Origin of the sequence: Citrobacter sp. CF971 (assembly GCF_006385635.1) — a bacterium.
Classification (GTDB): Bacteria; Pseudomonadota; Gammaproteobacteria; order Enterobacterales; family Enterobacteriaceae; genus Citrobacter; species Citrobacter freundii.
In genome coordinates, this window is record NZ_CP041051.1 from 2,985,594 (window position 1) to 3,006,843 (window position 21,250).

24 protein-coding genes and 1 riboswitch are annotated in these 21,250 nt (G+C 52.2%); of the genes, 20 read left to right on the plus strand and 4 right to left on the minus strand.

Annotated elements, in window-relative coordinates; all coding sequences use genetic code 11:
* Positions 1 to 4: 4 nt before the first annotated feature.
* The 4 genes from cbiB to pduF form a co-directional block, all read right to left on the minus strand.
* The gene (cbiB, locus tag E6P06_RS18030) at positions 5 to 964 is read right to left on the minus strand and encodes an adenosylcobinamide-phosphate synthase CbiB (RefSeq protein WP_003839024.1); all 960 of its coding nucleotides are present in this window, start codon (positions 962 to 964) and stop codon (positions 5 to 7) included.
* Complete coding sequence (locus E6P06_RS18035) at positions 961 to 2,340, minus strand: cobyrinate a,c-diamide synthase (protein WP_003844238.1); 1,380 nt, start codon at positions 2,338 to 2,340, stop codon at positions 961 to 963. Before E6P06_RS18035 ends, cbiB begins: the two co-directional genes overlap by 4 nt.
* A gap of 87 nt (positions 2,341 to 2,427) precedes the next feature.
* A riboswitch (cobalamin riboswitch) is annotated at positions 2,428 to 2,603 on the minus strand.
* A gap of 332 nt (positions 2,604 to 2,935) precedes the next feature.
* The gene (gene pocR / locus E6P06_RS18040; protein WP_003030260.1) at positions 2,936 to 3,847 is read right to left on the minus strand and encodes a regulatory protein PocR; all 912 of its coding nucleotides are present in this window, start codon (positions 3,845 to 3,847) and stop codon (positions 2,936 to 2,938) included.
* A 203-nt stretch (positions 3,848 to 4,050) separates the two neighbouring features.
* Positions 4,051 to 4,860, minus strand: coding sequence for a propanediol diffusion facilitator PduF (gene pduF, locus E6P06_RS18045; RefSeq protein ID WP_003839018.1), 810 nt, complete (start codon positions 4,858 to 4,860; stop codon positions 4,051 to 4,053).
* 525 nt (positions 4,861 to 5,385) lie between these two features.
* Between pduF and pduA the strand changes: the two genes are divergently transcribed.
* The 20 genes from pduA to E6P06_RS18145 are packed head-to-tail and all read left to right on the plus strand — an operon-like array spanning position 5,386 to position 21,187.
* Entirely contained in the window at positions 5,386 to 5,667 is a 282-nt protein-coding gene (pduA, locus tag E6P06_RS18050; RefSeq protein ID WP_003030255.1) for a propanediol utilization microcompartment protein PduA, read from the plus strand.
* Entirely contained in the window at positions 5,667 to 6,479 is an 813-nt protein-coding gene (gene pduB / locus E6P06_RS18055) for a propanediol utilization microcompartment protein PduB (RefSeq protein WP_003030252.1), read from the plus strand. The genes pduA and pduB overlap by 1 nt, the downstream gene beginning before the upstream one ends.
* Positions 6,480 to 6,497: 18 nt before the next feature.
* Complete coding sequence (pduC, locus tag E6P06_RS18060) at positions 6,498 to 8,162, plus strand: propanediol dehydratase large subunit PduC (protein WP_003030249.1); 1,665 nt, start codon at positions 6,498 to 6,500, stop codon at positions 8,160 to 8,162.
* Between the two features lie 10 nt (positions 8,163 to 8,172).
* Positions 8,173 to 8,847 (plus strand): propanediol dehydratase medium subunit PduD, encoded by a 675-nt coding sequence (gene pduD / locus E6P06_RS18065; protein WP_032936764.1) that lies wholly within the window; start codon positions 8,173 to 8,175, stop codon positions 8,845 to 8,847.
* A 14-nt stretch (positions 8,848 to 8,861) separates the two neighbouring features.
* Positions 8,862 to 9,380 (plus strand): propanediol dehydratase small subunit PduE, encoded by a 519-nt coding sequence (gene pduE, locus E6P06_RS18070; RefSeq protein WP_003030243.1) that lies wholly within the window; start codon positions 8,862 to 8,864, stop codon positions 9,378 to 9,380.
* Positions 9,381 to 9,395: 15 nt separating this feature from the next.
* A complete protein-coding gene (locus E6P06_RS18075) occupies positions 9,396 to 11,228 on the plus strand; it encodes a diol dehydratase reactivase subunit alpha (RefSeq protein WP_139935516.1) in 1,833 nt (610 codons plus the stop codon).
* A complete protein-coding gene (locus E6P06_RS18080; protein ID WP_003844243.1) occupies positions 11,218 to 11,568 on the plus strand; it encodes a glycerol dehydratase reactivase beta/small subunit family protein in 351 nt (116 codons plus the stop codon). The genes E6P06_RS18075 and E6P06_RS18080 overlap by 11 nt, the downstream gene beginning before the upstream one ends.
* 19 nt (positions 11,569 to 11,587) lie before the next feature.
* On the plus strand, positions 11,588 to 11,863 hold the full coding sequence (pduJ, locus tag E6P06_RS18085) for a propanediol utilization microcompartment protein PduJ (RefSeq protein ID WP_001057752.1): 276 nt from the start codon (positions 11,588 to 11,590) through the stop codon (positions 11,861 to 11,863).
* A gap of 24 nt (positions 11,864 to 11,887) precedes the next feature.
* Positions 11,888 to 12,352: a BMC domain-containing protein gene (locus E6P06_RS18090; RefSeq protein WP_016150574.1), complete on the plus strand. Its 465-nt coding sequence runs from the start codon at positions 11,888 to 11,890 to the stop codon at positions 12,350 to 12,352.
* Positions 12,352 to 12,984 (plus strand): phosphate propanoyltransferase, encoded by a 633-nt coding sequence (locus E6P06_RS18095; RefSeq protein WP_003839005.1) that lies wholly within the window; start codon positions 12,352 to 12,354, stop codon positions 12,982 to 12,984. The genes E6P06_RS18090 and E6P06_RS18095 overlap by 1 nt, the downstream gene beginning before the upstream one ends.
* Positions 12,981 to 13,472 carry a microcompartment protein PduM gene (pduM, locus tag E6P06_RS18100; protein ID WP_139935517.1) on the plus strand — a complete coding sequence of 164 codons (492 nt, stop codon included), beginning with the start codon at positions 12,981 to 12,983 and terminating at the stop codon, positions 13,470 to 13,472. The genes E6P06_RS18095 and pduM overlap by 4 nt, the downstream gene beginning before the upstream one ends.
* 3 nt (positions 13,473 to 13,475) lie before the next feature.
* The gene (locus E6P06_RS18105; RefSeq protein ID WP_003030211.1) at positions 13,476 to 13,751 is read left to right on the plus strand and encodes a EutN/CcmL family microcompartment protein; all 276 of its coding nucleotides are present in this window, start codon (positions 13,476 to 13,478) and stop codon (positions 13,749 to 13,751) included.
* Positions 13,752 to 13,759: 8 nt separating this feature from the next.
* Positions 13,760 to 14,767, plus strand: a complete 1,008-nt coding sequence (gene pduO / locus E6P06_RS18110; protein WP_103848414.1) for a two-domain cob(I)yrinic acid a,c-diamide adenosyltransferase PduO — start codon at positions 13,760 to 13,762, stop codon at positions 14,765 to 14,767.
* A complete protein-coding gene (gene pduP / locus E6P06_RS18115; protein WP_139935518.1) occupies positions 14,764 to 16,149 on the plus strand; it encodes a CoA-acylating propionaldehyde dehydrogenase PduP in 1,386 nt (461 codons plus the stop codon). The genes pduO and pduP overlap by 4 nt, the downstream gene beginning before the upstream one ends.
* A gap of 10 nt (positions 16,150 to 16,159) precedes the next feature.
* Entirely contained in the window at positions 16,160 to 17,272 is a 1,113-nt protein-coding gene (locus E6P06_RS18120; RefSeq protein WP_119174363.1) for a 1-propanol dehydrogenase PduQ, read from the plus strand.
* On the plus strand, positions 17,269 to 18,624 hold the full coding sequence (gene pduS, locus E6P06_RS18125) for a cobalamin reductase PduS (protein WP_139935519.1): 1,356 nt from the start codon (positions 17,269 to 17,271) through the stop codon (positions 18,622 to 18,624). The genes E6P06_RS18120 and pduS overlap by 4 nt, the downstream gene beginning before the upstream one ends.
* A gap of 2 nt (positions 18,625 to 18,626) precedes the next feature.
* A complete protein-coding gene (gene pduT / locus E6P06_RS18130; protein ID WP_003030201.1) occupies positions 18,627 to 19,181 on the plus strand; it encodes a propanediol utilization microcompartment protein PduT in 555 nt (184 codons plus the stop codon).
* On the plus strand, positions 19,181 to 19,531 hold the full coding sequence (pduU, locus tag E6P06_RS18135) for a propanediol utilization microcompartment protein PduU (RefSeq protein WP_003030198.1): 351 nt from the start codon (positions 19,181 to 19,183) through the stop codon (positions 19,529 to 19,531). Before pduT ends, pduU begins: the two co-directional genes overlap by 1 nt.
* A 4-nt stretch (positions 19,532 to 19,535) precedes the next feature.
* Positions 19,536 to 19,988 carry a propanediol utilization protein PduV gene (gene pduV, locus E6P06_RS18140; protein WP_003030195.1) on the plus strand — a complete coding sequence of 151 codons (453 nt, stop codon included), beginning with the start codon at positions 19,536 to 19,538 and terminating at the stop codon, positions 19,986 to 19,988.
* The gene (locus E6P06_RS18145) at positions 19,973 to 21,187 is read left to right on the plus strand and encodes an acetate/propionate family kinase (RefSeq protein ID WP_139935520.1); all 1,215 of its coding nucleotides are present in this window, start codon (positions 19,973 to 19,975) and stop codon (positions 21,185 to 21,187) included. The genes pduV and E6P06_RS18145 overlap by 16 nt, the downstream gene beginning before the upstream one ends.
* The last annotated feature ends 63 nt before the right edge of the window (positions 21,188 to 21,250 follow it).

The following is a 21,250-nucleotide window of genomic DNA, read 5'->3' on the forward strand; positions in this document are numbered from 1 at the left end:
GTCCTCAGGCTACACCGGCCCACAGCCACCGCAGCGCAATAAACAGCGCCAGTGCCAGCGTCGATGCCACCCACATCAGTCGAATCGTATGGGAAATGTCGTCTACCGAAATGTCGCGTTGTGCATCACCGATCCACGGTTTCTCAACGCGCTCGCCAAAGTAGTCATTAGGACCACCCAGACGAATGCCTAATGCCCCGGCTACGGATGCCTCTGACCACGCGCAGTTTGGGCTGCTGTGGTTGTAGCGATCGCGCCAGCCAATCTGTAAAGCTCGCGAGCCGTCTTTACGGCATAAAAATGCCGCCACGCCCAGCAGCAGCCAGCTCAGTCTTGCAGGAATAAAGTTCGCGACATCGTCCAGACGCGCGCTGACCATACCGATAGCGCGGTATTTTTCATGTTTGTAGCCCACCATGGAGTCAAGGGTGTTTACCGCTTTGTAGGCCATCGCCAGGGGCGCACCGCCGAGAAGGAGAAAAAACAGCGGCGCGATAATGCCGTCGACGGTGTTTTCAGCCACGGTTTCCACCACCGCACGATTGATCTGTTGCGGTTGCAGTTGCGAGGTATCACGCCCCACTATCCACGACAGTTTTTCCCGACTCGCAGCAAGGTCACCGGCCCGTAGAGGACGTTCGACATCCTGTGCGGCATTCGCCAGGCATCGCCCGGCGAGCACGGTAAAGATCATCCATACCTCTACCACCCAACCCAACCAGGGATGAACAGATTTTGCCAGTACCAGCACGCCCCAGGACGCAGCCCAGGTCAGACCAACCACCACAATCCACATCACCGCGCCACCAATGCGCAGCGCACGGTCGCTATGACAATAACGCCGAATAATTCGCTGCACGGCAGAAATCAGATTGCCAATCCAGCGCACCGGATGCGGCCAGTTCTGCGGATCACCGATGATAAAATCAAGCAGCCAGGCAACACACCACGCAAGGATCGTCATAGCGCGCTCCTCGCGGCTGTCAGCCAGTGGTTAAGCATCTGCGGACGTTGAGCAAAATGAACGTGTAGATAGCTGGCGAAGGTGTTTCCGACCTGCCAGCCGCCAGACCAGGCTTGCAGCGTTTTACCATCGCGCACTTTGCGACAGTTCATCACCGCTGGCGTTTCAGGGGTAAAATCGGAATAGTGGAATTCATGCCCGCGCAGCACTTCCCCTTCTGCTGCTAACAATGTTTGCTGCGCGGCCTGCGCTTCGCAGTAGCCAAATCGGGTCAGACGTTTTCCCATTTTGCTGTGGCCGGGAATGATATCCGCCATCAGCCAGGTATCGCCGTTACTGTCCTCAAGCGAACTGCCGAGATACATCAGCCCCCCACACTCTGCGTAAATCGCGACGCCACGTTGATGTGCCGCTCGCAGTTGCTTCAGCATCGAGACATTGCGAGCCAGCGCCGCAGCATGTAGCTCAGGATATCCACCACCTAACCAGATCATCTGACAGTCGGGTAAGCAGGTGTCGTGCAACGGGCTAAAACGAACAATATTAAGCCCCGTACGTTCCAGCAGCGTAATGTTGTCCGGGTAGTAGAAGTTGAAGGCTTCGTCATCGGCAATTGCAAGCGTTAGCCCTGCTCCGGCATCTGCGGCAGGCAGCGCGGGCCATTCGGCAGCAGGAAGATTGGTTGACTGGCTTAATGTCAGCAGTGCGTCAATATCAAGGGTTTGCTCCAGCGTCGCGGCAAACTCCTGCCACGGTTGCTGATTGATAACCGACTCACGTGCGGTGACTAAACCCAAATGTCGTTCGGGAAGGGCAACACCATCCATACGGGGTACGTAACCTAAGACGGGTACATCGCAGTAACGTTCGATTGCGACTTTCAGTAACTGGTAATGCGTTTCGCTGTTAACTCGATTAACAATAACGCCGGCGATGTTCAGAGTGGGATCAAAATGCTGAAAACCCATTACTGTTGCGGCGATTGAGGTGGAAACGGCTTTGCCATCAACCAGTAAGATGACCGGACAGCCTAACTGTTTAGCCATCGCGGCGGTGCTGCAGTAGTTTGGGTCGGTACCATAGCCGTCATACAACCCCATCACACCTTCAATAACGGCGATATCTGCATGTCGCATCTGCTCGTTGAATAGAGCGTTCAGCGTGGGGACGGGAAGCATAAAGCTATCAAGATTGCGGGAAGCGGTACCGCATACCGCTGTATGCCAGCCGGTATCAAGGTAATCAGGACCCACTTTGCAAGGCTGGACGCGCAAACCGCGTTTTTTCAACAAGCTCAACAAGCCCAGCGTCACCGTGGTTTTACCACAGCCGCTTCCGGTACCTGCAAGAACAAATGCGTGAAAATTGGCCGCCATACCCTGATCCTGTTCAGGGTGGTAGGGGTGTAGAGATACCCAGTCTCTCGACTGTATGCATCTGAACCACCCACTTCCCACCGAAGTTGTTGGTAGTCACTGACAGGCAGGTCTTCTGGCTTAGCGTCATCCTCACCCGTCCTTCCCAATCTTGCGATCAGTGGTCCATACGGGGTCGTCAGCATCACAGCAGCGGGGGCTGCGGGGGATTCTCACCCCCTTCCCTACCACAAATGTGGCAAACCTGTCAGTTCAAGAGCCTGGTTAATTAAGCTCTCTGTTATGAGGTAAATTCACGACCTCATGACAATAATTCAGTTTAATATCTTTCCGAATTCATTCAGCCAATTTCCTGGCCTTTTCCCACATATTCATACGTTCACTTTTTGAATGAAAGTATCAGCTAAGAATAAAGAAAGTCATTCACACAGACACTGTATCTCATCACAAAAATAAAAACTGGTGCAGTTTATCCCTCTAATACCATTATTTTGTTGCGCTATGACAATTTATTGGCAGCTGTCATTATTTTTCATTTTATAATGACGGGCATAGCACCACATATCAAAAATCGGCAATAGCAAAATATTGCTATTTAAGCGGACTCTCCGCGTGAAATGACATTAATTTGCTGGCGAAATGCCTGCGGCGTAACCTGATACGTTTGACGGAACACTTTGCAAAAATAGCTGGTTTGCGAAAAGCCTAAATTACGCGCAATGCTGGCTATGCTCCAGTCACTGTGGCAAAGCAACTCTTTGGCACTTGCCATTCTCTGTTGGTTTACCCATGCGTTAAAACCGATACCCTGATATTTTTTGAACAATTTACTGAAATAGTACGGGCTAAGGAAAACATGAGAGGCAACATCTTCCAGACGCAACTCGTCTGATAAATGTGCATCAATGTAGCGCAGGGCTTTTTTCATTTTACTGTCATGGGGGTTGGTACTGCGGTTAGCGCGTACCGGCTCTGACTGCTGCGGGTTATCTTTGATAACAACAAAATTGAGTTGTTTCTTAAGGCAATTTTCGACGATGAGCTTGAGTAAATCCGCTGAGGCAATGACTCGAGAATAGTCCATCTCAGGAACATTACGGAACTCGTTGACCAGCTCTGGATCGGCTTGCCAGCGGTCATCGACGTTGAGAATATCAACGAGGCCTACATCGTTACTTAAGCGTACTTGTCCACAAAGCACAAACCCTACCAGGTGTCCCGCGATGACCAGCGGAATTGAGAAATCGGTAAGCCCGGCATGGCAGCGATAAATGCAGGGTTGATCGGACTTAGAGGCTTCCAACCCTCCACAGCGGTCGCTCATACGACAACGCGTACTATGCTGAGGATGCTGGCGCATCAACTGGCAAAAAGGAGTGAAATTAAAAAGCTCAGAAATTTCATCACCGTGAATATTGACAACCACAACAGCCAGACTGGTGGCCTGTGCAAAATCCTGTGCGATTTTATTAATGAGTTCTGAGTTCAGGGCACTCGCAGAAATCATGATAAAACCTCTCAGTTAATTTATTGTTATAAATAAAACATATTATTCACACATTCATTTTCATCTCGCGATCCAGCGCTCTGATGAAAGTCAGCATTGAACATAACAAAAGTCTCCCATTCTTGGGAGACTTTTTAAGCCGTTCAGGAAACCGGATCACGAAAACAGTTTTTACCTTTCAATAATAAACATCTTTCATGAAGCTAGCTCTCGTTTTCCTCCAACTTACACGAATTACACGGTAAATTTTTGCCAATAAAATAACGATAAATTGCTGCGCCCGCACAGGCGCCGATGATGGGAGCCACAATCGGCACGAAGAAATAAGGGATATCGCGCCCGCCGGTCATCGCAACATCACCCCACCCGGCCATCCAGGCAAACAATTTAGGACCAAAATCACGTGCCGGGTTCATCGCAAAGCCGGTAAGTGGGCCGGTTGATGCGCCGATAACAGCAACCAGAATACCAATCAACAGTGGTGCCAGAGGGCCTTTGGGAACGCCGTTACCGTCGTCCGTTAGCGCCATAATCATCCCCATCAGAATGGAGGTAATCACCACTTCGACCAGTGCGGCCTGCCAGACACTCAGTGCGGCAGCAGGATACGTGCTAAAAATACTGGCAAGTTGCAGGCTTTCCAGACTGCCGCGTACCATTTGGTGGGCTGATTCATACTCAATAAATAAACTGCCGTACAACAAATAGGCCAGCATAGCGCCACCAAAGGCACCCGCTATCTGAGCGACAGAATAAGGCAGTACTTTACGGCCAGGAAAACAGGCAAACAACCAAAGTGCGATGGTAATAGCGGGATTGAGATGGGCCCCAGAAATCCCGGCTGTCAGGTAAACTGCAAGCGAGATCCCCAAGCCCCATATGATGCAGATCTCCCACAATCCCAAACTGGCACCCGCGACTTTAAGGGCGCTCAGGCACCCAATACCAAAAAACAAAAATAGCCCGGTACCCAAAAACTCAGCAATACATTGCGCTCTTAGTGAATCGTTCATTGTGACACCTTCTAAGCAGAGTTCGTGTCTTTACCAGCGGACTCCTTGCTGGCAGGAAGATTACTTCAAGACTTACTATAAAAATCTGTATCGGCAAATTGTTGGCAATCTGCAAGCGACATACCCTTAAAAATCGTGTTGTGATAGCAAAATTTTGCTATCACCTTTATTAAAACAGGTGACAAAACGAGGATTCACCCTATTAAAAGTACATTTTCAAAATAATAAAATATTGCGAAAAGCAGAATTCCATTTTCAAACGATCATCACAATTTCATTTTTCTCGCATAGCAAATGATATTTAAACTGTCACTCAGAAAAGTGTAAATATGGAATTAACATGACCAAATAGTCATATCGATAAAGATTAAAATAACTAACAAAAACAGGATATTACAATAACTCACAGCAATTTTATCTCACTGTAACCCCACTATTTTTTCACTCTTACTTTCAACTCAGCCATTCTTTTTCCTCGCTTCTTTTTATAGTCATGAAAATCGGGACAACCCAGGCGAGGTCTTTATGCAACAAGAAGCGTTAGGAATGGTAGAAACCAAAGGCTTAACTGCAGCCATAGAGGCCGCAGATGCAATGGTGAAGTCAGCCAATGTAATGCTGGTCGGCTACGAAAAAATTGGTTCGGGGCTGGTAACAGTTATTGTCCGCGGCGATGTCGGCGCAGTCAAAGCAGCAACAGATGCCGGTGCCGCCGCAGCCCGTAATGTGGGAGAAGTGAAAGCCGTACACGTTATCCCACGCCCGCATACCGATGTAGAAAAAATCTTACCGAAGGGAATTAGCTAATGAGCAGCAATGAACTGGTTGAACAGATCATGGCGCAGGTGATTGCTCGCGTGGCAACGCCGGAACAGCAGGCTATCCCAGAAAATAATCACCCAACACGAGAAACGGCTATGGCAGAGAAAAGCTGCAGTTTAACGGAGTTTGTCGGTACCGCGATTGGCGACACCGTCGGTCTGGTAATCGCCAACGTAGACAGTGCCCTACTGGACGCAATGAAACTTGAAAAACGCTATCGCTCCATTGGCATCCTTGGCGCCCGTACTGGTGCGGGTCCACACATCATGGCCGCTGATGAAGCGGTGAAAGCCACCAATACTGAAGTCGTCAGTATTGAGTTACCACGTGATACCAAAGGCGGCGCAGGTCATGGCTCGCTGATTATTCTTGGCGGCAACGATGTTTCCGACGTGAAACGCGGCATTGAAGTCGCACTGAAAGAGCTGGATCGCACCTTTGGCGACGTTTATGCCAACGAAGCCGGTCACATCGAAATGCAATACACCGCACGCGCCAGCTACGCACTTGAAAAAGCCTTTGGCGCACCGATTGGTCGTGCCTGTGGCGTCATCGTCGGCGCACCAGCATCCGTTGGTGTCCTGATGGCTGATACTGCCCTGAAATCCGCCAACGTGGAAGTTGTGGCTTACAGCTCCCCTGCTCATGGCACCAGCTTCAGTAACGAAGCCATTCTGGTTATTTCGGGTGACTCTGGCGCTGTTCGTCAGGCTGTTATCTCTGCCCGTGAAATCGGTAAAACCGTACTCGGGACCCTCGGCTCAGAGCCGAAAAACGATCGTCCGTCCTACATCTGATATCAGTGAGGCTGATTCATGAGATCGAAAAGATTTGAAGCACTGGCGAAGCGCCCTGTGAATCAGGATGGCTTCGTTAAGGAGTGGATCGAAGAAGGCTTCATTGCGATGGAAAGCCCGAACGACCCCAAACCGTCGATTAAAATCGTCAACGGTACAGTCACTGAACTGGACGGTAAATCCGCTAGTGAATTTGACTTAATCGACCATTTTATTGCCCGCTATGGCATTAACCTGGCGCGCGCTGAAGAAGTCATGGCGATGGATTCGGTCAAACTGGCCAATATGCTTTGCGATCCTAACGTGAAGCGCAAAGACATTGTGCCGCTGACCACCGCAATGACGCCGGCAAAAATTGTCGAAGTCGTGTCCCATATGAACGTCGTTGAGATGATGATGGCCATGCAGAAAATGCGTGCTCGTCGTACACCATCTCAACAAGCGCACGTCACTAATGTCAAAGATAACCCCGTGCAAATTGCCGCTGATGCCGCTGAAGGCGCATGGCGCGGGTTTGACGAACAGGAAACGACCGTTGCCGTTGCGCGTTATGCGCCATTTAACGCCATTGCGCTGTTAGTCGGCTCACAGGTTGGACGCCCGGGCGTGTTAACTCAGTGTTCTCTGGAAGAAGCAACCGAACTCAAACTCGGGATGCTAGGCCACACCTGCTACGCTGAAACCATCTCCGTCTATGGTACTGAACCCGTATTTACCGACGGCGATGACACGCCATGGTCTAAAGGCTTCCTCGCCTCATCCTACGCATCCCGTGGTCTGAAAATGCGCTTTACCTCCGGCTCTGGCTCAGAAGTTCAGATGGGTTACGCCGAAGGCAAATCGATGCTTTATCTGGAAGCCCGCTGTATTTACATCACCAAAGCTGCTGGCGTACAGGGTCTGCAAAACGGTTCCGTAAGCTGCATCGGAGTCCCTTCCGCCGTGCCGTCAGGAATTCGTGCAGTGCTGGCTGAAAACCTGATCTGCTCCTCTCTGGATCTGGAATGCGCCTCCAGCAACGACCAAACCTTTACCCATTCGGATATGCGTCGTACTGCGCGTCTGCTGATGCAGTTCCTGCCGGGTACTGACTTCATTTCCTCTGGTTATTCCGCAGTGCCGAACTACGACAACATGTTTGCGGGTTCGAACGAGGATGCTGAAGATTTTGACGACTACAACGTTCTCCAGCGTGACCTGAAAGTAGACGGTGGTCTGCGCCCGGTTCGTGAAGAAGACGTTATCGCCATTCGTAACAAAGCGGCGCGTGCGCTGCAGGCCGTCTTTGCCGGGATGGGATTACCGCCAATCACTGATGAAGAAGTGGAAGCGGCGACCTACGCCCACGGTTCGAAAGATATGCCGGAACGTAACATCGTTGAAGATATCAAGTTTGCACAAGAGATCATCAACAAAAACCGTAACGGTCTGGAAGTGGTGAAAGCCCTTGCTCAGGGCGGATTTACCGATGTCGCTCAGGACATGCTCAACATCCAGAAAGCCAAGTTAACCGGGGATTACCTGCATACCTCCGCCATTATCGTTGGCGACGGACAGGTGCTATCCGCTGTGAATGATGTTAACGACTATGCCGGTCCGGCAACAGGTTATCGCCTGCAAGGCGAACGCTGGGAAGAGATCAAAAACATCCCTGGCGCACTTGATCCCAACGAGCTTGGCTAAGGGGTGAAAAATGGAAATTAATGAAAAACTGCTGCGCCAGATAATTGAAGATGTGTTGTCTGAAATGCAGACCAGCGACAAACCCGTCTCTTTCCGTGCATCTACAGCGGCAAGCGCACCTCAGGCTGCTACGGCACAGGGCGACAGCTTTCTGACCGAGATTGGTGAAGCCAAACAAGGCCAGCAACAGGACGAAGTGATTATTGCCGTAGGGCCGGCGTTTGGCCTGTCTCAAACCGTCAATATTGTTGGGATCCCGCATAAGAATATCTTGCGCGAAGTGATTGCCGGTATTGAAGAAGAAGGCATTAAAGCGCGCGTTATCCGCTGCTTTAAATCCTCCGATGTGGCGTTTGTTGCCGTTGAGGGTAACCGTCTGAGCGGTTCCGGGATCTCTATCGGTATCCAGTCAAAAGGCACGACGGTTATTCACCAGCAGGGGTTACCGCCGCTTTCAAACCTGGAGCTGTTCCCTCAGGCGCCGCTTCTGACGCTGGAAACCTATCGTCAGATCGGTAAAAACGCCGCGCGTTATGCCAAGCGTGAATCTCCGCAACCGGTCCCTACGCTGAATGACCAGATGGCTCGTCCTAAGTACCAGGCGAAATCAGCCATTCTGCACATTAAAGAGACCAAATACGTTGTGACAGGCAAAAACCCGCAGGAACTGCGCGTGGCGCTTTGATAAAGGATACCTCCATGAATACCGACGCAATTGAATCGATGGTTCGGGATGTGTTGAGCCGGATGAACAGCCTGCAAGGCGAGTCCGCGACTCCGCCCGCGGCAAGTTCATCAGCACATACCGCGAAAGTCACGGATTACCCTCTCGCGAATAAACACCCTGAGTGGGTAAAAACTGCGACCAACAAAACGCTGGACGACTTCACGCTTGAAAATGTTCTGAGCAACAAAGTGACCGCGCAGGACATGCGCATCACTCCTGAAACACTGCGCCTCCAGGCGGAAATCGCCAAAGATGCCGGACGTGACAGGCTGGCGATGAACTTTGAGCGCGCTGCCGAGCTAACCGCTGTTCCTGACGATCGCATTCTTGAGATCTACAACGCGCTGCGCCCCTACCGCTCAACAAAAGATGAGCTGATGGCTATCGCCGACGATCTCGAAAATCGTTATCAGGCAAAAATCTGTGCAGCTTTCGTTCGTGAAGCGGCAGCGCTGTACGTTGAGCGTAAAAAACTCAAAGGCGACGACTAACTCAGGGATAGGATCATGCGATATATAGCTGGCATTGACATAGGCAACTCATCAACGGAAGTCGCTCTGGCTACTCTGGATGAGTCTGGCGTGCTGAGCATCACCGGCAGCGCGCTGGCAGAAACCACCGGAATTAAGGGCACATTACGTAATGTGTTTGGCATTCAGGAGGCCCTTACGCTGGCGGCAAAAAACGCCGGTATCAATGTCAGCGATATTTCGCTCATCCGTATTAACGAAGCCACCCCGGTCATTGGCGACGTGGCGATGGAAACAATAACCGAAACCATCATCACTGAATCCACCATGATCGGCCATAACCCTAAAACACCGGGCGGCGTCGGGTTAGGCGTGGGCGTCACTATTACGCCGGAAGACCTTCTCAGTCGCCCGGCGGATACGCCCTATATTCTGGTGGTGTCATCGGCATTTGATTTCGCCGATGTTGCTACGATGATTAATGCCTCCGTCCGTGCCGGATACCAGTTGACTGGCGTTATTTTGCAGCAGGACGATGGTGTGTTGGTCAGTAATCGTCTGACTCATCCCCTGCCCATCGTCGATGAAGTCCTTCATATTGACCGTATCCCGTTGGGGATGCTGGCTGCCATTGAGGTCGCCGTACCAGGAAAGGTCATTGAAACGCTTTCTAACCCCTACGGCATTGCAACTGTCTTTGGCCTCAATGCCGATGAGACTAAAAACATTGTTCCGATGGCACGGGCGCTGATCGGCAACCGTTCAGCCGTGGTGGTGAAAACGCCGTCAGGGGATGTGAAAGCGCGAGCGATTCCTGCCGGAAATCTGGAGCTACAGTCTCAGGGTCGTACAGTACGGGTCGACGTTGCAGCGGGCGCCGAAGCGATTATGAAAGCGGTTGGTGAATGCCCAAAACTGGATAACGTTACCGGAGAAGCTGGCACCAATATTGGCGGCATGCTGGAGCATGTGCGCCAGACGATGGCTGAATTAACCAATAAACCCAGTCATGAAATTTTTATTCAGGATCTGCTGGCGGTCGATACCTCGGTTCCTGTCAGCGTGACGGGTGGACTTGCCGGTGAGTTCTCGCTGGAACAAGCTGTCGGCATAGCCTCCATGGTGAAATCAGACCGCCTGCAAATGGCGATGATTGCCCAGGAGATCACGCAAAAGCTCAACATTGACGTCCAGGTTGGCGGGGCCGAAGCCGAAGCTGCCATTCTGGGGGCCTTAACTACTCCGGGCACCACGCGACCACTGGCTATTCTGGACCTCGGCGCGGGTTCAACCGACGCTTCTATCATCAATCCTAAGGGCGAAATTATTGCCACGCACCTGGCGGGTGCAGGCGATATGGTCACGATGATCATTGCCCGTGAACTGGGTCTGGATGACCGTTATCTCGCGGAAGAGATTAAAAAGTATCCGTTGGCGAAAGTTGAGAGCTTGTTCCATCTTCGCCACGAAGACGGCAGCGTTCAGTTCTTCCCTACGCCTCTCCCGCCGACGGTTTTTGCGCGCGTGTGCGTAGTGAAGCCCGATGAACTGGTGCCACTGCCGGGTGAACTGGCGCTGGAGAAAGTACGAGCCATTCGTCGAAGTGCTAAGGAACGCGTTTTAGTTACTAACGCACTCAGAGCGCTACGTCAGGTGAGTCCGACCGGGAACATTCGGGATATTCCCTTTGTGGTACTGGTTGGCGGCTCATCCCTGGATTTTGAAGTTCCGCAGCTGGTCACCGATGCTCTGGCGCATTATCGACTGGTTGCCGGGCGCGGCAATATTCGTGGTACCGAAGGTCCGCGCAATGCGGTTGCGACAGGGCTGATTCTCTCCTGGCATAAGGCATTCGCTCATGGAAAGTAATCTCACCACGCCAGCCATCGTTATCTTCACCAGTGCTGACTGCGCTGACGTCTGGAATGACGTACTGCTGGGTATTGAAGAAGAAGGGATCCCCTTTGTGATTCAGGAGAATGACTCAACTGACGTTATCCACAACGCATGGTTGGCTGCCTGCCAATCACCATTGCTGGTTGGTATTGGCTGTAGCCGTGAAAAACTGGTCGTTCACTACAAAAACTTACCCTCATCAGCACCGCTTTTTACGCTGACGTATCAACAAAATAGCCACGATCGCCGCAGCATTGGTAACAACGCTGCGCGGCTGGTTAAAGGCATTCCGTTCCGGGAATGCCACTCATAACCCACAGGAGAAAAGCAGTATGAATAACGCACTGGGACTGGTTGAAACAAAAGGGCTTGTCGGCGCTATTGAAGCCGCTGATGCCATGGTGAAATCCGCAAACGTGCAGTTGGTTGGTTACGAAAAAATCGGCTCTGGCCTCATCACCGTTATGGTTCGCGGTGATGTCGGCGCGGTGAAAGCAGCCGTAGATGCTGGAAGCGCAGCCGCAAGCGCCGTTGGCGAGGTGAAATCCTGCCACGTTATCCCGCGTCCGCACAGCGACGTTGAAGCCATTTTACCTAAATCCGCATAAGTCGTTGCAACCAAGGAGCACAGCGTGAAGCAATCACTGGGATTACTTGAAGTTAGTGGTCTGGCATTAGCCATCAGTTGCGCGGACGTCATGGCGAAAGCCGCCTCCATCACGCTGGTGGGCCTAGAAAAAACCAACGGCTCAGGCTGGACGGTGATCAAGATAATCGGGGATGTGGCCTCCGTCCAGGCGGCCATTTCCACTGGTGTCAGTTTCGCTGACCAGCGAGATGGACTGGTGGCTCACAAAGTCATTTCCAGACCCGGGGACGGGATCCTGTCGCATAGTGTTGTCCTGGAGCCTGAACCAACGCCCGAACCCATACCAGCCATACCGCATGAAGAGATATTTGTAGACCATGCGGCACCCGAAGCACCGCAAGATGCAGAATTGATTAGCTGCAATTTGTGTCTTGATCCTGCCTGCCCTCGCCAAAAAGGTGAGCCGCGCACACTTTGTCTTCATTCCGGCAAACGAGGTGAAGCGTGATGGATAAACAGCAACTGGAAACCACTGTCGCTAAGGTTCTGGATGAAATGCGCGAGCGCCCGATTCCGTTGGGGATCTCTAATCGGCATATTCATCTGTGCGCTGAAGATTACGGTCGCTTGTTTCCCAATCACCCAATTAGTGAGAAAAAAGAGCTGCTGCAGCCAGGGCAATATGCAGCAGAGCAGACTGTCACGCTGGTGGGGCCAAAAGGTCAGTTAAAAAATGTGCGTTTACTCGGCCCGCTGCGCAATACCAGCCAGGTCGAAATTTCCCGTACCGACGCCCGCACGTTGGGAATTGCTGCTCCGCTGCGGATGTCGGGCAATATTCAGGGCACACCCGGTGTTCGTCTTGTCAGCCCATTTGCTGAACTGGACTTAGCATCCGGGGTGATCGTTGCCCAACGGCATATCCATATGTCGCCGCTCGATGCTCTGATTCTGCGAGTTTCTCATGGTGATAAAGTCTCGGTCGCCATTAATGGCGATGAACGTCGACTGATTTTCGATAACGTCGCCGTCCGCGTTTCGCCGGATATGCGCCTCGAAATGCATATCGATACAGACGAAGCCAATGCTGCAGGCGCTGATAATCCCCAGGCATTCGCCACACTGGTGACCTCACGATGAACAACGAACTGCTGCAACGCATTATCGAGGAGGTTGTTTCCCGATTAAAAAAACGCGCGGAAAGCACGCTCACTCTTAGCGTCGCGCAGTTACGGGAAATCGATTCACGGACAGTATGCTGCCAGTACTCATCGCTCCTTCTCCAGCAAGTGGACCTGCCATTACTGGAGCAAATTGCCGAAGGATGCCCAGTCAACATGTCGGTGGTAACGATTCACGACGCGCTGGCATGCGGAGTCCGCGTGAAGATTTCACTACAACACCGATTGTTACCCGCAATCCCCGTGAAAAAACTCGCGCGTCTGCCGCTGGAATTCAGTGACGAACTGGGGCGAATCATCTTTTTGCATCCTGAGAAGCTTCTCAGCTATGCCAACGTCGCCCAATTGAGGGATGGCGTACTGGTGCTACGCCGTCGATGTGTCGTGACGGCTCTGGCTCAGGAAGCTGTCAGTCTGCGAAATGTCCAACTAATTAAGCAGGAGTGAGCTATGCATCTGGCACGGGTTACAGGCGTTGTGGTTTCCACGCAAAAATCTCCATCACTGGTGGGAAAAAAACTGTTGCTGGTACGTCGGGTAAGTGCTGACGGAGAGCTTCCTGCGTCTCCAGTGAGTGGAGATGAAGTCGCTGTTGATTCTGTCGGCGCGGGGACCGGCGAACTGGTATTACTCAGCAGCGGGTCCAGCGCCAGACACGTTTTTTCCGGCCCTAATGAGGCCATTGATCTGGCTATCGTCGGCATTGTCGACACGCTTTCTCGTTAGGAGGAACTATGGCGATTTATACCCGCACAGGTGATGCCGGAACAACAGCCCTATTTACCGGACAGCGCGTGAGCAAAACGCATCCGCGCGTGGAAGCCTACGGTACGCTGGACGAACTGAATGCGGCGCTTAGCCTGTGCGTTTGCGTGGCGAAAAACCCTCAGCACCGGCAGTTACTTGAAAATATCCAGCTGCAGCTTTTTTGGTTCAGCGCCGAACTGGCAAGCGAAAGCGAAGAACCGACGCCAGAGCAGCGCTACATCAGCTCAGAAGAAATTGCGGCACTGGAAGCTGCCATCGATATCGCAATGGGAAGAGTACCGCCCCTGCGCAGCTTTATTTTACCAGGCCGCAGCGAAGCCGCCAGCCGACTGCACTTTGCCCGAACTCTGGCACGCCGCGCAGAGAGACGACTGGTCGAGCTGTCCACCGAGATCTCCGTCAGACACGTGCTGATGCGTTATATCAACCGCCTGTCCGACTGCTTATATGCGCTTGCACGAGCAGAAGATCATGACGCCCATCAAAACGAAATCATTGAGAAAGTGGCTGAGCGCTATCTCGCTGCCGTTCAACCACCAGCCACAAAGGAGCCGACTATGTCTCTGTCTTTTCAGGAGCTCCACCAACTCACTCGCGCTGCGGTGACGAGAGCAGAAGAACTTCAGGTTCCGGTCGTCATTAGTATTGTTGATGCGAATGGGACCCAAACGGTGGCCTGGCGCATGCCTGACGCATTACTCGTGAGTAGCGAACTGGCACCGAAAAAAGCCTGGACTGCCGTGGCGATGAAAACCGCCACTCATGAGCTGACATCAGTAGTACAACCAGGCGCCGCGCTTTACGGTCTGGAAAGCCATATGCAGGGAAAAGTCGTCACCTTCGGTGGCGGGTACGCATTATGGCGTGAGGGTTTACTCCTCGGGGGTCTTGGCATCAGCGGAGGAAGCGTTGAACAGGATATGGACATTGCAGAAACGGCCATTGCGGCGATTAACGTGAGAACACATCAATGAATACTTCAGAACTTGAAACCCTTATTCGTAACATTTTGAGTGAGCAACTCGCCCCGGCAAAAGCAGAAGTTAAGGGTAACGGTATTTTTCCGTCCGTTGGCGAAGCGATCGATGCCGCTCATCAGGCTTTTCTGCGTTACCAGCAATGTCCATTGAAAACCCGCAGCGCCATCATAAACGCCCTACGCGAAGAACTGACGCCTCATCTTGCGTCACTGGCCACTGAGAGCGCTGCCGAAACGGGTATGGGCAACAAAGAGGATAAGTTCCTTAAAAATAAAGCCGCGCTGGACAACACTCCGGGTATCGAAGATCTCACCACCACGGCGCTAACCGGCGATGGCGGCATGGCGTTATTCGAGTATTCACCGTTTGGCGTGATTGGTTCTGTCGCCCCCAGTACTAATCCGACAGAGACCATTATTAACAACAGCATCAGCATGCTGGCGGCAGGGAATAGCGTTTACTTCAGTCCGCATCCGGGTGCTAAAAAGGTTTCACTCAAGCTGATTGCCATGATTGAAGATATCGCTTTCCGTTGCTGCGGAATTCGTAATCTTGTCGTCACGGTCACAGAACCCACTTTTGAGGCTACCCAGCAGATGATGGCGCACCCTAAAATCGCAGTTATGGCGATTACCGGTGGCCCAGGCATTGTTGCTATGGGCATGAAAAGCGGGAAAAAAGTCATCGGCGCAGGTGCAGGAAATCCACCCTGCATTGTTGATGAAACGGCTGACCTGGTTAAGGCAGCGGAAGATATCATCAATGGCGCATCCTTTGATTACAACCTCCCCTGCATTGCTGAGAAGAGCCTGATTGTTGTTGATGCCGTTGCCGAACGACTGGTTCAACAGATGCAGTCTTTTGGTGCGATGCTTCTCAATAGAGAAGAGGTAGACAAACTGCGAGCCATCTGCCTACCAGAAGGCATAGCCAATAAAAAACTGGTGGGTAAAAGCCCGGCAACCTTACTGGAAGCAGCAAGAATACCGGTTCCGGCAAAAGCACCTCGATTACTGATAGGCATCGTCCAGGCGGACGACCCGTGGGTTACCAGCGAGCAACTGATGCCAATGCTCCCCGTCGTAACGGTGAGCGATTTTGATAGTGCATTAACGTTGGCCCTGAAGGTTGAAGAGGGATTGCATCACACGGCCATTATGCATTCGCAAAATGTGTCACGTTTGAACCTTGCCGCGCGCACGCTTCAGACCTCCATCTTTGTGAAAAATGGCCCCTCTTACGCCGGGATCGGCGTTGGTGGTGAAGGCTTTACAACCTTCACTATTGCGACGCCAACCGGTGAAGGAACAACATCTGCGCGCACTTTCGCACGCTCTCGTCGTTGCGTGCTGACAAACGGTTTTTCTATTCGTTAATGGGGCCGTTATGAATAGCTTTTCACTGCAAACTCGATTGTACAGCGGCCAGGGAAGTCTGGATGTGCTCAAGCGCTTCACGAATAAGCATATCTGGATTATTTGCGATGGTTTTCTCGCGCGTTCTCCCCTGATTGAAAAGCTGCGCAACGCTCTGCCAGCGGATAACCGCATCAGCGTTTTCAGCGATATCACCCCCGATCCCACCATCAGCACTGTAGTTCAAGGGATTGCACAAATGCAGTCCCTGCGGCCGGACATCGTGATGGGTTTTGGTGGCGGCTCAGCACTGGACGCCGCAAAAGCCATCGTCTGGTTCAGCCGCCAGTTCGGTATTGAAATTGAAACCTGTGTCGCAATTCCCACTACCAGCGGTACGGGCTCCGAGGTAACCAGCGCCTGCGTGATTAGCGATCCGGATAAAGGCATTAAATATCCATTGTTTAATAATGCGCTTTATCCAGACATGGCCATCCTTGATCCAACGCTGGTCGTCAGCGTACCGCCAGCCATAACCGCGAATACCGGCATGGACGTATTAACGCATGCACTGGAGGCATACGTATCCACGAAGGCCAGCGACTTCACCGATGCACTAGCTGAAAAAGCGGCTCAAATCGTCTTCCAGTACCTGCCTGTCGCCGTCAGCAAAGGCGAATGTCTGGCAACCAGAGGGAAAATGCACAATGCGTCAACGCTCGCGGGAATGGCATTTAGTCAGGCTGGACTGGGGATCAATCATGCGATTGCCCATCAGTTGGGCGGTCAGTTTCATCTGCCACACGGACTTGCCAATGCGCTGCTGCTGACCCATGTCATTCATTTTAATGCTCGCGATCCGCGGGCTGCGAAGCGCTATGCCCGTTTCGCTAAAGCCTGCCATTTATGCCCGGATAACGCGAACGATACAGCGGCATTGAATGCGCTCATTCATCATATCGAGCTACTCAAAAAACAGTGTGCGTTGCCTTCTTTAGTTGACGCGCTTAAAGACGGAAAGCAAGCCTGGTCGCAACGTATCCCGTCGATGGTTCAGGCCGCGCTGGCTGATGTCACGCTGCAAACCAATCCTCGTGTTGCCGACGCCAGTGCCATGCAGGAACTGCTTGAGGAATTATTATGAAGACAGCCATGACGGCAGAGTCCACGCTCTATGATGCGCAGACAATTCGCGAACGCGTTCGCGCAGCGGGTGTTGTCGGAGCCGGAGGCGCAGGCTTTCCTGCTCACGTAAAATTACAGGCGCAGGTCGATACTTTTCTGGTCAATGCGGCTGAATGTGAGCCAATGCTGAAAGTTGACCAGCAGTTGATGGCCGTCCAGGCTGAGCGACTTATCCACGGAGTTCAATATGCCATGACGGCTACCGGAGCCAGTTCCGGAATTATTGCGCTCAAAGAGAAATACCAAGAAGCTATCAATGCATTAACGCCCCTTCTGCCTGCCGGGATCCGCTTACATATTTTGCCCGATGTCTACCCGGCAGGTGACGAGGTTCTGACCATCTGGATGGCAACAGGCCGGAGAGTTCCGCCTGCCGCGCTGCCGGTCAGCGTCGGCGTAGTGGTCAATAACGTCCAGACCGTGCTCAACATCGCGAGAGCAGTTGAGCAGCAGTACCCCGTTACGCGTCGTACCTTGACCGTTAACGGCGCAGTCGCCAGTCCCATCACACTCACAGTCCCTGTCGGCATGTCTTTACGTGACGTTCTGGCGCTGGCCGGGGGTGCAACCGTTGACGATCCCGGCTTTATTAACGGTGGTCCGATGATGGGCGGCCTGATTACTTCACTGGATACCCCAGTCAGCAAGACCACCGGGGGCCTGCTGGTTTTGCCTAAGTCTCATGCGTTGATTCAGCGGCGGATGCAGGATGAACGTACCGTGCTTTCCGTTGCAAAAACCGTTTGCGAGCAGTGCCGTTTGTGTACGGATTTGTGCCCAAGGCATTTGATCGGTCATGAATTATCCCCTCATCTGCTGGTTCGTGCGGTTAATTATCAGCAGGCAGCCACGCCGCAATTGCTGCTCACGGCCTTGACCTGCTCAGAATGCAATGTGTGTGAAAGCGTTGCCTGTCCAGTTGGGATTTCGCCGATGCGAATCAACCGCATGCTTAAACGCGAGCTGCGGGCGCTCAACCATCGTTATGAAGGGCCGCTAAATCCTGAGGATGAAATGGCGAAGTACCGGCTGATCCCGATTAAGCGCCTTATTACCAAACTGGGCCTTAGCGACTGGTATCACGATGCGCCACTGGCTGAGACTGACTACTCCACAGATAAAACGACGCTGTTGTTACGCCAGCATATAGGTGCCAGCGCTATCCCATGTGTAGAACAAGGCGAATGCGTTGTTCGCGGTCAATGCGTTGCCGATGTGCCGTCCGGTGCATTAGGCGCGCCTGTTCACGCCAGTATTGACGGTATTGTCAGCGAAATCACTGAGCAATCCATCACGGTAATAAGAGGTTAATCATGTCTCAGGCTATAGGGATTTTAGAACTCACCAGCATTGCCAAAGGAATGGAAGCTGGCGATGCCATGTTAAAAAGCGCGAATGTGAATTTACTGGTCAGCAAGACCATCTGCCCGGGAAAATTTCTACTCATGCTCGGTGGTGACGTAGGTGCCGTACAACAGGCGATTGCCACTGGAACATCTCTTGCTGGCGATATGCTCGTTGATAGCCTGGTACTCCCCAACATTCATGCCAGCGTACTACCCGCAATCAGCGGACTAAACAGCGTAGATAAGCGTCAGGCAGTTGGTATTGTCGAAACATGGAGCGTTGCTGCCTGCATCTGCGCCGCCGACCGGGCGGTTAAAGCCTCCAACGTCACGCTGGTACGCGTCCATATGGCATTTGGTATTGGCGGCAAGTGTTACATGGTCGTAGCTGGCGATGTATCCGATGTGAATAACGCGGTGACGGTTGCCAGTGAAAGTGCGGGTGAAAAAGGCCTGCTGGTTTACCGCTCGGTCATCCCCCGTCCACACGAAAGCATGTGGCGACAAATGGTGGAAGGATAATGGAAAGACAACCCACCACGGATCGTATGATTCAGGAATATGTTCCTGGCAAACAGGTCACGTTGGCGCACCTTATCGCCAATCCCGGTAAGGATTTGTTCAAGAAACTGGGATTACCTGATTCGGTTTCTGCGATCGGTATTCTGACCATTACCCCTAGCGAAGCCTCAATCATCGCCTGTGATATCGCCACGAAATCAGGGGCGGTAGAGATTGGTTTTCTCGACCGGTTTACCGGCGCGGTGGTACTGACGGGCGATGTTTCAGCCGTTGAGTACGCGCTGAAACAGGTAACCCGAACGCTGGGCGAAATGATGCGTTTTACCGCGTGTCCCATCACCCGGACGTAATCTCATGAAACGTATCATGCTAATTGGTCCCAGCCAGTGCGGTAAAACGTCGCTCACGCAGTGCATGCGCGGAGAGGTGCTCCACTATCAGAAGACCCAGGCCATAGTCTGGTCACCTACGACAATAGACACACCGGGTGAATATCTTGAGAACCGCTGCCTGTACAGTGCGCTGCTGGCCAGCGCCTGTGAAGCGGACATTATTGCGCTGGTACTCAATGCAGACGCGCCGTGGTCACCATTTTCTCCCGGTTTTACCGGACCAATGAACCGACCCGTTATTGGCCTCGTTACCAAAGCCGATTTAGCCAACCCGCAGCGTATTTCTCTTGTGGAGAGTTGGTTAGTTCAGGCTGGTGCGCAAAAAGTATTTGTCACCAGCGCGCTGGAGAATACCGGAGTCGATGAGATGTTCATTTTTCTGAATGCAAAGGAACCTTCATGTCTCACAAAATAATGGCCATTAATGCAGGTAGTTCCTCGCTTAAGTTTCAACTACTGGCGATGCCGCAGGGTGAAATGATCTGCCAGGGGTTGATAGAACGTATCGGTTTGTCTGATGCACAGGTCACCCTAAAAACACCAGCGCAGAAATGGCAGGAGACTTTGCACGTAGCCGATCACCGTGAAGCCGTAACGTTGCTTCTGGAAAAACTGCTCAACCACCACATTATCAGCAGTCTGGAAGAGATCGACGGCGTGGGCCACCGCGTCGCACACGGCGGGGAATCCTTTAAAGACTCCGCGCTGGTAACTGATGAAACGCTGGCAGAAATCGAGCGCCTCGCGGAACTGGCCCCTCTGCATAACCCGGTAAATGCGTTGGGGATCGCGGTATTCCGCCAGCTATTGCCCAAAACGCCAGCCGTTGCGGTGTTCGACACCGCGTTTCATCAAACGCTTGATGAGCCTTCTTTCATCTATCCCCTGCCCTGGCGTTACTATGTCGAGTTGGGTATTCGTCGTTACGGTTTTCATGGTACCAGCCACAAATACGTTAGCTCACAGCTTGCTGAAAAACTGGGTGTGCCACTCAGCGCCCTGCGCGTTGTTTGTTGTCATCTGGGCAACGGCAGCAGCATCTGCGCCATCAAAGGCGGACAATCGGTGAATACGTCAATGGGCTTTACACCACAATCTGGCGTGATGATGGGCACGCGAAGTGGCGATATTGATCCATCCATTTTGCCCTGGATAGCCCTGCGAGAAGGCAAAACACCGCAGCAGCTCAATCAATTGCTCAACAATGAGTCCGGATTGCTCGGTGTTTCTGGCATTTCACCTGACTACCGCGACGTTGAACATGCCGCAGATACAGGCAATCACCAGGCTGCGCTGGCGTTGACGCTTTTTGCTGAGCGCATTCGTGCCACCATTGGTAGCTATATTATGCAGATGGGTGGTCTGGATGCCCTGGTGTTTACCGGTGGTATTGGCGAAAACTCCGCACGGGCGCGCGCTGCGATTTGTCGTAACCTGAATTTCCTGGGTCTGGCCGTTGATGAGGAAAAAAATCAGCGTAATGCCACCTTCATTCAAACGGAAAATGCGATGGTCAAAGTAGCAGTGATTAATACCAATGAAGAGCTAATGATTGCGCAAGACGTTATGCGTTTAGCGATATCTGAAACTGTGACATTGGGCATTCCTGCATAATACTGCAGCACCTCAAATTGCGGCAAATCATGGTAATAGCGCGATCGCCATGACACTATGCGC